This window comes from Bradyrhizobium amphicarpaeae (assembly GCF_002266435.3).
GTDB lineage: Bacteria > Pseudomonadota > Alphaproteobacteria > Rhizobiales > Xanthobacteraceae > Bradyrhizobium > Bradyrhizobium amphicarpaeae.
In genome coordinates this window covers 2880077-2896264 of the sequence record NZ_CP029426.2, presented here as the reverse complement: position 1 = coordinate 2896264, position 16188 = coordinate 2880077, and the positions used below count along the sequence as shown (strand labels likewise).

Below are 16188 nucleotides of genomic sequence, written 5' to 3'. Positions count from 1 at the left end.
CCCATGCGAGAACAGCCCTCCCCGGACCGGTCCAGACATCGCTGGTTGACATCGATGCTTCTGGGCGCGGCCCTCGCATCTGGCCTGATATGGCTGCCCCCCGTCGCGGCTATTGCGCAAACGGCACTGCCGACGATGCCACCATCGACCGGAATGCTCTCGACCTCGCCGCTCAACATGGGTTCGACACGGCCTGAAGGCATTCCGTTGGGCTCGACTGAAATTGCAACGCCGGGCGTATCTCCGGTCACGCCATTGCAAGACACGACCAACTGCGCCGCATCAGGCAATCCCGGGTCATCGGGATCTCTGTTCGACGGCGGCGGGCTCTCCGGAAGCTCGTCGCTTGGCTGCCCGAACGGCTTGACGACCCAGTCAGCCTTGCCTCCCTCGACATCGACTGTCGGACGCGTCGGGATTCCGCTCGGATCCACCGAGCTCGGCGGCGCCGGAATCAGTTCGTTCGTGCCGGTGCCCGGCCCTGATTCCGTTGGCAGCACGAGTTCAATCAACGGCTCCGGCAATCCCGGAAATCAAGGAGGATCATCGCCGTGAAACGGAGCCTCACCCTTGCACTCGTTGCTCTCGCCGCGATCCTGATCGGCGGGGGTTTCTGGTTCTTCGGCAGCGACAAGAAGCCGGTCGTCACCGCCGCGCCCGTACCCGCCGCCGTGCCAGTGGTTGCGGCCACCGTCACCGGCAAGGCTGTTCCGATCTATCTGCGCGGCATCGGCACGGTGATCGCCTACAACACCGACGTCGTGCGCAGCCAGATTCAGGGACAGATCGTCAAGATCGCCTTCACCGAGGGCCAGACCGTCAAGGCCGGCGACCTGCTCGCCCAGATCGATCCTCGTCCTTACGAGGCACAGATCGAGCAGCTCACGGCGAACCGCGACAGGGACCAGGCGCAGCTCGTGAACGCCGAGGCCAATCTTTCACGCTACAATCAGCTCGGCGACAAAGGTTATGCGACCCCGCAACTGATCGAGACGCAGACGGCGCAGGTGGCGCAGCTCAAGGCCGCCGTGAAGGCCGACGAGGCGCAAATCGATCAGGCCAATGTCCAGCTCAGCTACACGCGTCTGACGTCGGCGATCCCCGGCATCACGGGCGTCCGCCAGATCGACGTCGGCAACGTGATTCATCCGACCGATCCGAACGGTCTCGTCGTGGTCACCCAGATCGAGCCGATCTCGCTGCTGTTCACCCTGCCGCAGGCGGACCTGCCCATCATCCAGCAGCAGGCCGCGAAGGGAGCGCTGAAGGTCATCGCCTTCAGTCAAGACAACAAGATGAAGCTCGGCGAGGGCACGCTGCTGCTGGTCAACAACGAGATCGCGGGGACCACTGGCACCGTCCAGCTCAAGGCGGTATTCCCCAACCACGAGCACCGGCTATGGCCGGGGCAGCTGGTGAACGCGCGACTGCTGCTGGAAACCCGCAAGGATGCCCTGACGGTAGCGGGATCGGCAGTTCAGCAAGGTCCGAACGGCAGCTATGTCTACGTCGTGTCTGCCGATCAGACAGCCACCTTGCGTCCCGTCCACGTGGTCGAGATCAGCGACGGGCAGGCCCTGATCGATCAGGGCTTGAAATCGGGCGACGTCGTCGTGGTCGATGGCCAGTATCGGCTGACCGAAGGAAGCCGCATCAAAGAGCTGCACGGCAAGGCGGCACGCGAAGCTGATCTGCAAAGCGCCGTGCAGGACGCGCTCCCATGAACCTCTCCGCGCCCTTCATCCTGCGGCCGATCGCGACTGCCCTGCTGATGGCCGGCTTGCTGTTGTGCGGCCTTGCGGCCTATCCGCTGCTGCCGGTCGGGGCCCTGCCGAACGTCAACTACCCGACCATCCAGATCTCGGCGCAACTGCCGGGCGCGGACCCCGGCACGATCGCCTCGTCCCTCGCCACACCGCTTGAACAGCAGCTCAGCCAGATTCCCGGCATCACCCAGCTCACCTCGTTCAGCGCACTCGGCGTGGCACAGCTCACCGTGCAGTTCGAGTTGTCGCGCACGGTGGACAGCGCCGCGGTCGACGTGCTGGCAGCGATCAACGCCGCCAGCCCCTTCCTGCCGCCGAACATCCCCTACCCGCCGACGATCAGGAAGGTCAATCCGGCGGAGACGCCGATCATGCTGATCGCACTGACGTCGGACTCGTTACCTCTGACCACGGTCGACGCCTATGCGGAGAACATCCTGCTGCCGAAGATCTCGCAGGTACCGGGCGTGGGCCTGGTCGGCATCGGTGGCCAGCAGAAGCCCGCGATCCGTGTCCGCGTCAATCCGCAGGCGCTCGCCGCCCGCGGCATCGGCCTCGAAGACGTCCGCAGTGTGATCGCCGGCGCCAATGTCGACCTGCCGAAGGGCACGCTCAACAGCCCGCGCGTGACCTACACGCTGAACACCAACGATCAGCTCTTGAAGCCATCGGCCTATGAGGACCTCATCATCGCCTATCGCAACGGTTCGCCGGTGCGAATACGCGATATCGGCACGGCGATCGAGGCCCCCGAAAACGACCTTCTCGCCGGCTGGTACGGCAAGGATCGCGCCATCATCCTGGCAGTCCAGCGCGTCCCCGGCGCCAATGTGATCCAGACGGTCGACCGCATCAAGAAGCTGCTGCCGCAGCTGCAAGCTTCCGTTCCGCCGGCGATCAAGGTGACGATCGCCGCGGACCGCACCGCCACGATTCGCGCGGCAGTGTCCGACGTCCAGTTCACACTGATGCTCACGGTCGCATTGGTGGTGATGGTCATATTCCTGTTCCTGCGGAATTTCTGGGCCACCCTCATTCCGGCGATCACGGTTCCGCTGGCGCTGATCGGCACCTTCGCGGTTCTCTATGCACTCGGCTACAGCCTGGACAATCTCTCGCTGATGGCGCTGTCGATCGCGGTCGGCTTCGTGGTCGACGATGCCGTCGTGGTCATCGAGAACATCGTACGTCATCTCGAGCAGGGCATGACGCCGATGGAAGCGGCGCTGAAGGGCTCTCGCGAGATCGGCTTCACCATCGTCTCCATCACCCTGTCGCTGATCGCGGTGTTCATCCCGCTGTTCCTGATGGGCGGTTACGTCGGCAAGCTGTTCCAGGAATTCGCGGTCACGATCACCGCAGCGCTGCTGCTGTCTCTGGTCATCTCGCTCACGCTGACGCCGATGATGTGCGCGCGGCTGCTGAAGGATCAATCGCGGAAGAAGCACGGCCGGCTCTATCTCGCCTTCGAACGGGGATTTGACGCCCTGCTCTCACTCTATGCGAGAGGCCTGCGGATCGTTCTGCGCCATCGCTTCGCGACGCTGCTGGTGATGCTCTCGACCATCGCGCTGACCGGTTATCTTTACGTGATCATCCCGAAAGGTTTCTTCCCGCAGCAGGACACCGGGCAGATCGTCGGCATCACCGAGGCCGCCCAGGACATCTCCTTCCCCGCGATGTCCGAACGTCAGCAGGCGATCGTCGGCATCCTCTCGAAAGATCCGGCGGTCCAGTCGGTGGCGAGCTACATCGGTCCGGGCGGACCGACGGCCACGCTCAACCAGGGGCGCATCTTCATCGTGCTGAAGCCGAAGCCTGAGCGCAAGGCCAGCGCCGATCAGGTAATCGAGCGGCTGGGGCCCCGGCTGGCCCACATCCAGGGCATCAGGCTCTACATGCAGGCCGCGCAGGACATTACGATCGGCGCACGCCTGTCGAAGACGCAGTATCAGTACACGCTGACGGATGCCGATTCCAACGAGCTGACGCATTGGTCGGCGATCTTCCTGGCGAAGCTCCGCGCGCTCGACCTGATCACCGACGTCGCCAGCGACCAGGCCAATGCCGGCCCGCGGCTGGAGGTCACGGTCAACCGCGAGGTCGCCTCCAGCTTCGGAATCCTGCCCACGACGATCGACAATGCCCTCGACGACGCGTTCGGCCAGCGCATCGTCTCCACCATGTTCACCTCGCTGAACCAGTACCACGTCGTGATGGAGGTCGACCCGCGCTTCCAGTACGGGCCCGAGGCGCTCAAGGACATCTACCTGAACTCGTCCACCGGCCAGCAGGTCCCCCTCAGCACGCTGGTCCACGCCGTGATCAAGCCTGCACCCATCCTGATCAATCATCAAAGCCTGTTTCCCTCGGTCACGATCTCCTTCAACCTGCGGCCCGGCGCTGCGCTCGGCGACGCCGTGGCGGCGGTCCAGAAGATCGAGAAGGAGACCGGCAAGCCCGCTTCGCTCACGGCCTCGTTCCAGGGCAATGCGCAGGCGTTCCAGTCCTCCCTGCGCGGCACGCCGCTATTGATCGGGGCGGCGCTGATCGTGATCTACATCATTCTCGGCGTTCTCTATGAGAGCCTGATCCATCCGATCACGATCCTGTCGACGCTGCCTTCGGCCGGCATCGGCGCACTGCTGCTGCTGCTCGCCGTCCATATGGATCTCAGCGTCATCGCCATCATCGGCATCATCCTGCTGATCGGCATCGTCAAGAAGAACGGCATCATGCTGGTCGATTTCGCTCTGGAGGTGGAACGCGGGCAGGGGCTCAGCCCGGAAGAGGCGATATACCAAGCCTGCACGCTTCGCTTCCGCCCGATTCTGATGACGACGATGGCCGCGCTGCTCGGCGGCGTGCCGCTGATGCTCGGCACCGGTACCGGCGCGGAGCTGCGCCAGCCGCTCGGTTACACCATCGTCGGCGGCTTGATGCTGTCGCAGATCCTGACGCTCTACACCACGCCCGTTGTCTATCTCTACCTTGACAAGCTCGGCAACTGGTTCACCGGGCGCAAGCCGCGGGCGGCCGCGACATCCACTCTCTCGACAACCGGAGCAGATACGGAACTGAGCCATGGATCCACTTGAGAAGGTGAGCGCCGGCATGACGGCGGAGAAGCTCGTGACCGTCACGCCCGAGATGACGGTCGGCCACGTGATATCAGGCATGCCGGCTGTCTACGGCACGCCGATGATGATCCTGCACATGGAGATGGCCGCCGGATCGGCAGTGCAGCCGTTCCTGCCCGCAGGCCATGTCAGCGTCGGGATGATGGTCAACATCCGCCACCTTGCCGCAACGCCGGTCGGCCACACGGTGCGCGCGATCGCGCGGGTGATCGCGGTCGAGGCCAAGAGCGTGCTGTTCGAAATCGAGGCGTGGGACGGCGGCCGCAAGATCGGCGACGGCACCCACCGGCGCGGCGTAGTCGATGTCGCCGAGTTCGAGCGGCGGTTCGACGTGACCAAGCCAACAGCAGAGATGGCCTGACCTCGCGGCCGTCGAGCGGCCCGATCGCGCCCTCGTGCGCTTTGACAAAGGACCCGCCAGATTGCAAAAGACGGCTCTTCAACGTCGCGTTAGACATTTCGTATGACGCTCGAACGCCTGGACGGCTCCACGCCCGTAAAGCCCCAGCAATGGTGGCGCCGTATGCTCCCAGGCTGGCCCATGCGGGGTCGCGCTCCACTGTGGGCGTGGGGTAGTGTTGCCCTGAGCTTGTTGTCGTTCACGTCTTCCCTGCTCGGCTTCAATTTCGCAGCGATCGCATTCGCCGCCTCAATAGCGGCTTCGCTGGTGGTGATCAGCCTGACCATCACCGCCCGGAAGAAAGCCCATACCGAGCTGGAGCTGAGCGAGCAGCGATATCGCCATCTGTTCAGCCGCATGCCGATCGCATTCCATCAGCTCGACGCCAGCAGGCTGGTTGTGCTATTCCGGAAATTGCGCCGCGAGGGGGTCAAGGACCTCGGCCCCTATTTCGACTCCCATCCCAAGTTCCTCCGGACCTGCATGGACGCGCTCTCCTTTCAGGAGGCCAATGAACGGGCCGTCCAGATGTTCGGAGGCGGCGTCAGCGACTATGTCGGACCTTCCATGGCCGAGACCTGGAAGAAGCGTCCCGATACGTTCCGGCGGGCCATGGAGTCACGTTATCGCGGTGAGACGAACTTCGAGGAAGAGACCCAGATGGTCACCTGGGACGGCCGCGTCGTCGACGTCCTCTTCACGACAGCCCGCGTCGGCCCCATCAACGACCTCGAAATCAGCCTGGTCGGCACCATCGACATCTCACAGCGTGTCCGCGCCCAGCAGAAGCTGCAGCAGGTACGGGCCGAGTTCGCGCATGCCGCGCGCGTCTCGATGCTCGGCGAGCTCACCGCCTCGATCGCGCACGAGGTCAACCAGCCGCTGGCAGCCATCGCAACCAACGGCGCCGCCGGCCTGCGATGGCTGAACAGGCCCGCGCCCGATGTCGTCGAGGTCCGCAAGACCATCGAGAACATCGTCGAGGATGCCCAGCGCGCCGCGAACATCGTAGCGCGCGTTCACGGAATGGCTTCACGGAAAACGCCCGAGCAGGCATCCCTGTCGTTCGACGAGATCATCCGCGAAGCGCTTCTCTTCCTGCAACACGAGATGGAATCCCGCAGCGTGAGCATCCTGCACCAGCCCGATCCGAGCGCGCCACAGGTGCTCGGTGACCGCACCCAGCTCCAACAGGTGATCGTCAACCTGGCCATCAACGCGGTGCAGGCGCTGACGCAGGCTGGATATGGCGATCGCAGGATCGTCATCAGCACGATCACGCAAGACGCGGCCACGCTGTGCTGCTCCGTGGAAGACAATGGTCCCGGCATTGCCGCCGAGCATCTCGATCGGCTGTTCGAAAGCTTTTTCACGACCAAGGACAGTGGGATGGGCATGGGACTACCGATCTGCCGGTCGATTGTCGAGGCGCATGGCGGCCGGATCGGCGCCGAAGGCCATGGCGCCAACGGCGGCGCCCGCTTCTGGTTTACGCTGCCGCTATTCACCGGTCGCGGCCGATCGCACCAGCCGGATCGGGACGCCTTTGTATGACGGCGTAAAGCTGAGAGGGTCGCGGGCGTAGAGCGGAACCAGCGGATTGGTCTCCGGATAGTAGGCCGCGCAGCAGCCATTCGGAAAAGAATAGGCAACGACGCGGAAGTTGCGCACGATCCGCTCGGCGCCGTCGGTCGAGGCGGTGATCAGGTCGACGCGATCGCCATCGGCAAGGCCGCGCTTCCTCAGTTCGTATTCGTTGAGGAAGATCACGTCGCGTTGGCCGAACACGCCGCGATAGCGATCGGACATCGAGTAAAGCGTGGTGTTGTACTGATCGTGGCTGCGAATGGTGGTGAGCCAGAGCGAATCGGGATCGCTCTCCGGCGGGTCCTCGCCACACCCCGGGAAGACCAGGAAGTTCGCCTTGCCCGAGGGTGTCGTCCAGATGCGCTCACGTGCGGTCGAGGTGAGATGGAAGCCACCGGGGACGCGGATGCGGGCATTGTAGCCCTGGAAGATCGGGAACACTGCCTCGATCGCATCGCGGATGCGGTCGTAATCGGCAACGAATCCGTCCCAGTCGACCACCGTGCGTTCGCCCAGTGTCGCCTTGGCGACGCCGGCGATGATCGCGACCTCGCTGCGCAGATGCTCCGATGCCGGCTTGTTGCGGCCGCCGGATGCATGCACCATCGACATCGAATCCTCCACCGTGACCGACTGCGGCCCCGATGCCTGCACATCGATCTCGGTGCGTCCGAGGCACGGCAGGATCAGGGCGGCGCGACCGTGGATCAGGTGGCTGCGGTTGAGCTTGGTCGAGACGTGGACGGTCAGATCGAGCTTGCCAAGCGCCGCCCGGGTCGCCTGCCAGTCCGGAATGGCCGCGGCAAAATTGCCGCCCATCGCGAAGAAGGCCTTCACCTCGCCGCGGATCATGGCTTCCAGTGCGGTGACCACGTTGTGTCCCGGCGCGACCGGAGGCTTGAAACCGAAGCGTTGCTCGAGGCGCGCGAGGAAGTCCGCCTTGGGGACCTCCGTGATCCCCACGGTCCGATCGCCCTGCACGTTGGAATGACCGCGAACCGGGCAAACGCCGGCGCCTTCGCGCCCGACATTGCCGCGCAACAATGCGAGGTTCGCGATCTGCTGGACGTTGTTCGCGCCGCGCCAGTGTTGGGTGATGCCCATGCCGTAGACGAGGATTGCGCGCTCGGCCTTCATGTAGGCGGCGGCCGCATATGCCATGTCCTCGCGCGTCAGGCCGGACTGACGTTCGATATCAGGCCATTGCGTGCGCTCGAGATCGTCGACCAGCGCTTCAACGCCCGCGGTGTGGCCGCGGATGAAATCCCAATCCAGGATCTCCGGCTGCTCGGCGGCGCGGGCGGCTTCGTCCGCCTCCACCAGGATCTTCATGATCCCCTTGAGGACGGCGACGTCGCCGCCGACCCGCACCTGGAACAGTTTCGAGCTGATCGTCGTCGACGACAGCGTGACCATCTCGACCGGGCTCTGCGGCGCCTGGAACCGCTCCAGCGCTCGTTCGCGGAACGGATTGAACGACATGATGGCGGCGCCCCGGCGTGCCGCATTGCGCAGGCTGGTCATCATCCGCGGGCTGTTGGTGCCTGGGTTCTGGCCGAAGATGAAGATGCAATCGGCCTTGTCGAAATCCTCCAGCAACACGGTGCCCTTGCCGACGCCGAGCGAGTACGGCAGGCCGACGCTGGTCGCCTCGTGGCACATGTTCGAGCAGTCGGGGAAATTGTTGGTGCCGTATTCGCGCACGAACAGCTGATAGAGGAAGGCGGCCTCGTTCGAGGTCCGCCCGGATGTGTAGAACTCCGCCATGTTCGGATCGGGCAAGGCCCGAAGCTCTCGACCGATCATGTCGAACGCTTCGCTCCACGCGACCGGGAGATAGCGGTCGGATGCGGAATCGTAAGCCATCGGATGCGTGAGCCGCCCGACCATTTCGAGATCGTAATCGTTCCAGCTCGCGAGTTCTGTGACGGTATGCTCCGCGAAGAATTCGGGGGTGCAGCGCTTCGATGTCGTCTCCCATGCGATCGCCTTGCCGCCGTTCTCGCAGAATTCGAATGACGAGGTGTGCTTCGGGTCGGGCCAGGCGCAGCCGGGGCAATCAAAACCCTCCGGTTGGTTCATACGGCTCAGCGTCGCTGCGCCCTTCAGCGGCGCCCTCTGCACCAGAAGCGCCTCGCTGAGCGCCTTGAGTGCGCCCCAGCCGCCGGCGGGTCCACCATAAGGACGAACCGATTTCGTGGTCATCTCGACATCTCTCGATCTTATGCTTCTTCGCGGTAGTTAAGGATCGCGCGGGCAGCGCCGTCTTTTCAAAACGAAACCGAATTTCGCAATTGCACACGTCCGGACCGGGCTGGTCGGCCGCAGTAGCCATGCATTCCGGCAAAAGGAGCGCCGTTCCCGGAAGCTGAAACGACAAGCGGAAACTAGGGTCGGCGCTTGGAGCCCCGTCGCTACGGAGGGCTTTCGACATCTTTCAGGAGCGACCCCAGATGTTTTCACGACGTGATTTGCTGGCCATGTCCGCGGCAGGCGCCGCCATGGTCGGCTCCAGTGCGCAGGCCGCAACCTTCGGTAATCCGGACGAGCCACCGCAAGGCGCCGTCAACGCCAGGAGTCCCGGAAGCCTGACCGATCCCGGTCCGCAAAATCCTGAATTGGCCAGGCAGTTCCCCTCCGTGCAGAGTCCGCCTGCGACCGACGTCGGCGGCCTGCCGATGGATTGGGCCTCGTTCAACAATGCACCGAGGCGCATCCAGAATGGCGGCTGGGCGCGCCAGGTCACCGTTGAGGATTTTGCCATCTCGAAGGAAATCTCCGGCGTCAACATGCGGCTGTCCGCCGGCGGCATCCGCGAGCTGCATTGGCATCAGGCCGCCGAATGGGCGATCATGACTTACGGCAGCTGCCGCATCACGGTGCTCGACACCCAGGGACGCCCCTATGTCGGCGACCTCAAGGCCGGCGACCTCTGGTATTTCCCGTCGGGAGCCCCGCATTCACTGCAGGGATTGGGTCCCGACGGATGCGAGTTCGTGATCTGCTTCGACGACGGCCATGCCAACGAGTTCAACACGCTGCTGGTGACGGATTGGCTCGCCCATACGCCTCCCGAGGTGCTGGCGAAGAACTTTGGCGTGCCGGCTGACGCCTTCGCCAAGATCCCGCTGAACAACCTCTGGATTTTCCAAGGGGCGGTGCCCGGCGATCTCGCCGCCGATCGCGCGGCGATCGCTGGGCATGCGGAGGCACCGCCCTACCCGTTCATCCATTCGCTCGGGAGCTCGACCCCGGTCAAGGAGAGCTCCGCCGGAAGCATCCGCGTCGCCGACAGCAGCAACTTCAAGGTATCCACGACCATCGCCGCGGCACTGGTGACGATGCCGCCGGGAGCGGTCCGGGAAATGCACTGGCACCCGAACGCCGACGAGTGGCAGTATTACATCAAGGGCAAGGCGCGGATGACGGTTTTCGACACCGGTCCGAACGCGCTGACGACGGATTTCGCAGCCGGCGACATCGGCTATGTCCGGCGCAATCTCGGCCATTATGTCGAGAATGTCGGCGACACCGAGCTCCAGTTCATCGGCGTATTCCGTGCGCCGCGCTACGAGGAGGTCTCGCTCTCCAACTGGCTGACACACACGCCGCCCAAGCTCGTCGCCCAGCACTTCAACATCGACGAGAAGCTGATCGCTCAATGGCCGGACAACGGCCCCGGCTTGATGCCCAAATCCTGAAGCAAGGAGATATAGAAACCGGAACGGGAAAGGTGCCGAGACCGGCACCTTCCTTCTTCCCTGATCCGCGCCGTACGGCGATCTACAGCGATCGGCCGCAGGCGCAGCCCGCGGGCCGGCGCGCGGCGCCTGCAACGAGCGAGCGTGATGTCATCGCGAACAGCTTCGTTTGCGGCAGAGCCAGAGAACCCATGCCGACGAGGCGATCGGCAGAGCGAAGCTCCACCTGCCCAGCCATCGCGTCACGCAGCCGCCGGTGGCGGCACCCAACAGGAAACTCAGGCAGAGCGCGATCATGGTTCGTGCACCGCGTGCCGCATCGCGATCCGACGCCGTGACCAACTGATCGATCGCTCTTAGCAGGTTTCCGGTCACGGTGACCGAGAGATATTTCCAGCGTCCGACCTGCCTGAAACTCGCCGACTGCAACGCGACGCCGAAGGAGATGACGAGGATCACAATCTGATCAGGAACGTGATGGAGCAGCAGCATCGCCGCTGCCAGGCAGACGATCTCTACGGCGAGACAGTGCAGTACCGCCCCGGTGCCGACTGCCACGACCGCTTCCAGCAGGAAGGCCGCTAGCGGCAGGAGATGGGACAGGGCCAGCTGCCATTGCCCCGACAGCGCATAGATCCCGAGGAAAGCGACGTTGCCGGTCTGCGAACTCGCGAACACGCCGAGCGACAGCCATGTAAAGGCGTCGAGGAAACCTCCCGACAAGGTCAGGAGAGCGGCGACCAGCAGCGATCGTTCCGGCGCGTAGGCCCCGACGCCTGCCTCGGTCAGAGGCTCCGTTGATACGGCGTGCATCGCCATATTTGCAGGTCCGGGGGTCAGCAGCCAGCGCGCGGTGCCGCTTCTTCCGGCAGCAGGACGCGGCGCGGATGCGTGAAGACGCCGTATCCATCATCGCGTGCGACGGCGAGAAGCGTAATTCCCGCCTCATCCGCCGTCTGGATAGCGAGCGCGGTCGGAGCGGAAACGGCGACGATGACGGGCGCACCCATCATTGCTGCCTTCTGCACCATCTCCACCGAAACGCGGCTCGTCAACAGCACGGCGCCGTCGCGGGCCGAGTTGCCGTCTCGGACGATCGCACCGGCGAGCTTGTCGAGCGCATTGTGCCGGCCGACGTCCTCCCTGATCCGCGCAATGCCGCTGCGAGGATGCCAGAAGGCCGCCGCGTGAACGGACCTCGTCTGTTGGTTCAGTGCCTGGAGCGGAGACAGCGCCTGCATGGCGTTCAGCAGATCCCGCGCGTGAAAGGCAATGCCACTGCCTTCGACGCGTGACGGCGTACGGCGCGCCTGTTCGAGGCTCTCGATGCCGCATAAACCGCACCCGACCGGCCCGCTGATGGCCCGGCGGCGCGCGGCCAGTGTCGCCGCGCGGTCACCATCGAGCCACATCCGGACCTCCATCCCGAGTTCGTTCGAGATCAGCTCGATGCTCCCGATCTCGCTTGCGCGGCCGACGATTCCTTCGGTGAGACTGAATCCGACACCGAAATCCTCGAGGTCAGCCGGCGTCCCCATCATCACGGCATGAGTCGATCCGTTGTAGGTGAGCGCGATGGCGCTCTCCTCGGCCACCAACCGCGACGTCGATGTCGTGCGGCCGCCGCGCCAGGCGATCTCCCGGTGCCGGGCGAATGTCGAGCCCGCTATCATGGCTCACCCCCTCGCAGCGATCGGCCGCATGAACACACCCAATCTCTACGAATTCGGACCGCTTCGGCCGGTCTCGTAAAGGAACCAGATCCGCCGCTCCGTCTCGTCGATCCAGTTCTCCAGCAGGCTCGCGGTCGCGACATCGCCATATTCGTCGCAGAGCTCGTGGACGCGGCGCATCTCTCGTGTCAGTTGCTGATTGTCGCTGCGGAGTTCCGCGAGCATGTCCTGGGGATCGACATAGTCGGCGTCATTGTCGAGAAGGCGCTGCTCGCGCGCGATTTGGCCGATCGAGCGCAGCGTCGTTCCGCCGATCTTGCGCGCCCGCTCGGCAATGTCGTCGGTCATGGCGAAGATCTGCCCGGCCTGTTCGTCGAGCATCAGGTGATAGTCGCGAAAATGCCGGCCCGACACGTGCCAGTGAAAGTTCTTGGTCTTCAGGTACAGCGCGAAGACGTCGGCCAACAGCGCTCTCAGCGCGGCTGGAATGTCCCGGTTCGCATTGGCCCCGAGATCCGTTGGGGTCTGGATATCTGCTTTGGTCATTGTCGTCGTCCTGTTGGAGGTTGAAAAATTTCGGCGGCGCGCTTCGCCGGCGAAGGGTTCATTCCGCCGGCGTCGTCCTGTTCCGCAGTGGGAAGGGTGCCATCGTCCCGAAGACGCCGTCGCGGCGTACCAAGGCGTGGAACAGAGCTGCCGCCAGATGCAGCAGCACGACGGCAAAGAACGCGAAGCCCAGATAGAAATGAGCGTTCCACAACAGCGCGTGCGCGCGGTCGCTCTGCGGCAGCACCGCCGGGATTTGAATCCCGCCAGACAGGACCACCGGATAGGCAGCAGCCCAGAGCATGCCGAGACCCAGCAGCGGCATGACGATCATGAATCCATAGAGGGCGAGATGTGACAATCGCGCTCCCAGCTTGATCCCCGGCGAAAGATCTTCCGGCAATGGCGGCGCGCCGTAATGGAGCCGCAGCGCCAGCCTGATCACGACGAGGACCAGAAGCGTGACACCAAGTGTCTTGTGGATCAGGATCAACGGCAGATATCTGGGCGCAACAGTGGATACCATGCCGACGCCGATGAAGAGCATGGCAATGATGCAAGCCGCCATCAGCCAGTGCAAGAACCGCTGGATCGGGGCGAAATGATGAGGTGTGTTGCTCATGGCTTGGTCGTCCCCGTTCGCGGATAGCTGCCGGCTTCGGCCGCACGAAGATCGTAGGATTTGCGGTAGACCGACGAGCGCGCGGCGGGGAAAGGATCGTCCGACACCCTGATCCCCTGCGGCAACACGGTCGGATCGAAGTTGATGTCGCGGCACGGCCCGTCCCGCTCCTGTTCGATCCGCTGCACGACGAGCGTTCCGACCTGCACCGTCCGGCGGCCCTCCGGCCAGGCCTTGCTCGGGTCTGCGGTGGGATCGCCGGGATCGGCAACCGTCGTGACCATGGTCCAGCGTTGCGGGCCGGCGGTGCGGATTCGCTCCGTTATCTCCTGCTCCAGAAAATCCGGGCCGCGCTTTTCCAGCTCGGCTTGTGATATCGGTACGACCTGAGCGGTCGGGAGCAACGACCATCGCACCGTCCGCTCGCCGCCGCGTGCATCCGTGAAGATGAAACTGTTGAGCCCGTGGTAAGCGTCCTCCGCATAACTGTCGGTCCAGGGCGCCGTCTTCGCCCAGGTCGCGAAGGCGGCGAATTCCGGATTGGACTGGATGAAAGCCTTCATCGCTTCGGGATCCTTCTTGCCGGATGCGATCAGCAGGTCGTGGAACGCCTGCGGCGTGGACACCGCGAAAAACGGCGGATTAATCAGCGCCATCCGCCACTCTTCGCCGTCCGCCGCTGCGATCTGCAATCCCAAACCCCGCACACGCACGGTTGCATCCACGGCGTTCGGATCGGCGGTGCCGAGATTGAAGCGGCCTACCGCGGAATATTTACCGCGCTCAAAGACCTTGGCCCGCGAGAGTTCGACACCGTTTCCGTTCGCCTCGAAGGCCCCGGTGAAGCAGATTCCCTTGGCATGATTTCGCCGGTGCCCCGGAGACGCGCCTCCCGGGGGCGCCAGTGCCGCGATCAGGCGCTCCGGCGTGAGGCGCCCGGGCGATAGCCAGCCTGCGGTGTATGCGAACGCGGCAGCGCCGCCTCCGACCACAGCCGCAATCAATACGAGCGAGCCGAAGCCCGAACGCGGCCACTTGCCTGATTGCTTCATCACTTGTCCTTGCGATGCGTAAGCCGCCCCGGGAACGGCCACACCGGCCGCTCCGGTGCGGGTTTCTTGTAGCCGGCGGCCACGGTCGCGATCTTCTGAAACCCAACGTCAATTGCACAAAGGCACGTTTGGGCGTGTCCGACCAACCGGAGGGCCCACCTGCCGCCTTCGGGCTCACTCGAAACATCTCGTGCGATTTGAGAACCACCTACCGGGTTCGACAGACCATCCTGCAATCGACCGCATCCCGGAGGCTCTCGGAGCGAAGCCGGCGACGTCTGCTCTTCAGCAACCGCGGCAGATCGATCCTTCCAGCATCCTTTCGAGCCGGGCGTCATCCTTGTCGATGGTGGGGTCCGTGCCGAGCAACGGCCCCTTCGTCACGTGGCCGCCGCCGTCCGACGCTGGAAGTGCGGTACCGAGCGAGTTCGTTCCTGGCGCGGCAGCGCTGGTGCCGAGCGTACCGCCGCCACCCATCGACATATGCGATCCCATACCACCGCGAGCTGACGCGGTGCCCGACAGTCCAATGCAGACGGCAACACAAACGACAGGGAATAATCTCATTGCTCACACTCCAGATGTTCACGCGATCCGCTGCTCGGAAACGAAACACCGGTCGCGTTTGATCATGCACAATGACGCGAGCGTTCTGACAATCGTGACAGAATCTTCTCGCAAGAGTGATGCACATGCATCGGGACTCTTCGACCGGACTACCTACATGACTCTCATCAGAACAATTTCCGGAAACGCCACCAGCCGAGCAGCGATTATCGCCCGCGCCTCTCCGCACACACAGTAATTAATGGAGAACCGCTATGACTGCATTCAAGGTATTGATCGCTGCAGCGCTGATCTCAACTGCATCGATATCGTCAGCATCAGCGGCCTGGTCTTTCGCCGACCAGGAGCCGGCAACCTTCGCATCGATGTACCCCGATCGCGACGTGCTGAATGGTGGCGCGCTGACGCCCGCCGGGCGAATGGGCCTGGAGCGACCCGGTGGGGCCGCGCCGGTATTCACCCATGGCCATTTCCACGGTGAATACGGGCGTCGATGACGAGACGCCGCGAGAAAGCATCATCCGTCCTGCCGCCCCGGCAATTTCGCTTCAGCATCCCGGCGGCAGGATGGACGACACACCTGGCGTCGGCGCTGCGCCGGAGGCGTTCGCCGGCAACACGGTTGCTGGCGAGGCCAGATTCATCGAGACTCCTTCCATGCAGGCCGAGCTGTTCGGACTGGGTACGACCGCGGCATTCGGGTCGATGCCCGTGCCGCCGGCGCCACTTGCATCCGCCGGAATCGTGCCAGGCGCGGGGCCCGCTGTAATTTGTGAAATCGAAAGCGGCAGAGACGCAGCGCTCGTCACCTGGCCTCCCGGCATCGAGCTGCATGCGACACTCGTACCTGTTCCCGCCGGCGCAGCCGCGGAGATCGTTCCGATGGAGCTTCCGTTCTGGCCCGTGACCGGAAGAATCTCAGCCGCGAGACCCGATGTCGAAGCACCCGTGGCCGATACGATCGGAGTTGCCGGCACCGGCACGGGCGATGACGCCGGCTGAGCACAGGCGACCACCGTCCCCGGCGTGGTCGGATCCATGGCAAGCGGGACAGGCGCCAACGTCGTATCCGGAGCACCCGGAACGGTCGTCGCGGAGAACGGGCCCGGACTGTTGAGCGGCGAAATCACGATC

At 64.1% G+C, this 16188-nt stretch carries 15 protein-coding genes; 8 read left to right on the top strand and 7 right to left on the bottom strand.

Annotated features, from left to right (window positions below; genetic code table 11):
- Positions 1-3 precede the first annotated feature (3 nt).
- The 5 genes from CIT40_RS13220 (at position 4) to CIT40_RS13200 (ending at position 6860) form a co-directional block, all read left to right on the top strand.
- Positions 4-555, top strand: a complete 552-nt coding sequence (locus tag CIT40_RS13220; protein WP_155525992.1) for a hypothetical protein — start codon at positions 4-6, stop codon at positions 553-555.
- Complete coding sequence (locus CIT40_RS13215; protein WP_094896389.1) at positions 552-1724, top strand: efflux RND transporter periplasmic adaptor subunit; 1173 nt, start codon at positions 552-554, stop codon at positions 1722-1724. Before CIT40_RS13220 ends, CIT40_RS13215 begins: the two co-directional genes overlap by 4 nt.
- Entirely contained in the window at positions 1721-4864 is a 3144-nt protein-coding gene (locus tag CIT40_RS13210) for an efflux RND transporter permease subunit (protein WP_094896388.1), read from the top strand. Before CIT40_RS13215 ends, CIT40_RS13210 begins: the two co-directional genes overlap by 4 nt.
- Entirely contained in the window at positions 4851-5267 is a 417-nt protein-coding gene (locus CIT40_RS13205) for a thioesterase family protein (protein ID WP_094896387.1), read from the top strand. The genes CIT40_RS13210 and CIT40_RS13205 overlap by 14 nt, the downstream gene beginning before the upstream one ends.
- Positions 5268-5498: 231 nt before the next feature.
- Positions 5499-6860: a PAS domain-containing sensor histidine kinase gene (locus CIT40_RS13200; RefSeq protein ID WP_244611963.1), complete on the top strand. Its 1362-nt coding sequence runs from the start codon at positions 5499-5501 to the stop codon at positions 6858-6860.
- Here the strand turns inward: CIT40_RS13200 and CIT40_RS13195 are convergent.
- Positions 6807-9098, bottom strand: a complete 2292-nt coding sequence (locus tag CIT40_RS13195; protein WP_094896385.1) for an FdhF/YdeP family oxidoreductase — start codon at positions 9096-9098, stop codon at positions 6807-6809. The two genes, CIT40_RS13200 and CIT40_RS13195, sit on opposite strands and share 54 nt — an antisense overlap.
- Positions 9099-9346: 248 nt before the next feature.
- Here CIT40_RS13195 and CIT40_RS13190 point away from each other — a divergent pair, with 248 nt between their 5' ends.
- Entirely contained in the window at positions 9347-10594 is a 1248-nt protein-coding gene (locus CIT40_RS13190; RefSeq protein ID WP_094896384.1) for an oxalate decarboxylase family bicupin, read from the top strand.
- A 150-nt stretch (positions 10595-10744) separates the two neighbouring features.
- On the opposite strand, the gene CIT40_RS13185 is transcribed toward CIT40_RS13190, so the two are convergent.
- From CIT40_RS13185 to CIT40_RS13160, 6 genes are all read right to left on the bottom strand, one after another.
- Positions 10745-11413: a YoaK family protein gene (locus tag CIT40_RS13185; RefSeq protein ID WP_094896383.1), complete on the bottom strand. Its 669-nt coding sequence runs from the start codon at positions 11411-11413 to the stop codon at positions 10745-10747.
- Between the two features lie 17 nt (positions 11414-11430).
- The gene (fdhD, locus tag CIT40_RS13180) at positions 11431-12267 is read right to left on the bottom strand and encodes a formate dehydrogenase accessory sulfurtransferase FdhD (RefSeq protein WP_094896382.1); all 837 of its coding nucleotides are present in this window, start codon (positions 12265-12267) and stop codon (positions 11431-11433) included.
- Positions 12268-12312: 45 nt separating this feature from the next.
- Entirely contained in the window at positions 12313-12813 is a 501-nt protein-coding gene (locus CIT40_RS13175; RefSeq protein WP_094896381.1) for a Dps family protein, read from the bottom strand.
- A gap of 58 nt (positions 12814-12871) precedes the next feature.
- Positions 12872-13435 carry a cytochrome b gene (locus CIT40_RS13170; protein ID WP_094896380.1) on the bottom strand — a complete coding sequence of 188 codons (564 nt, stop codon included), beginning with the start codon at positions 13433-13435 and terminating at the stop codon, positions 12872-12874.
- Positions 13432-14487 (bottom strand): catalase family peroxidase, encoded by a 1056-nt coding sequence (locus CIT40_RS13165; RefSeq protein ID WP_094896379.1) that lies wholly within the window; start codon positions 14485-14487, stop codon positions 13432-13434. The genes CIT40_RS13170 and CIT40_RS13165 overlap by 4 nt, the downstream gene beginning before the upstream one ends.
- Before the next feature lie 285 nt (positions 14488-14772).
- The gene (locus tag CIT40_RS13160; protein ID WP_244611962.1) at positions 14773-14970 is read right to left on the bottom strand and encodes a hypothetical protein; all 198 of its coding nucleotides are present in this window, start codon (positions 14968-14970) and stop codon (positions 14773-14775) included.
- A 338-nt stretch (positions 14971-15308) separates the two neighbouring features.
- Here CIT40_RS13160 and CIT40_RS13155 point away from each other — a divergent pair, with 338 nt between their 5' ends.
- Complete coding sequence (locus CIT40_RS13155) at positions 15309-15551, top strand: hypothetical protein (RefSeq protein ID WP_094896377.1); 243 nt, start codon at positions 15309-15311, stop codon at positions 15549-15551.
- Positions 15517-16056 (top strand): hypothetical protein, encoded by a 540-nt coding sequence (locus CIT40_RS13150; protein ID WP_244611961.1) that lies wholly within the window; start codon positions 15517-15519, stop codon positions 16054-16056. The genes CIT40_RS13155 and CIT40_RS13150 overlap by 35 nt, the downstream gene beginning before the upstream one ends.
- Positions 16057-16188 lie beyond the last annotated feature (132 nt).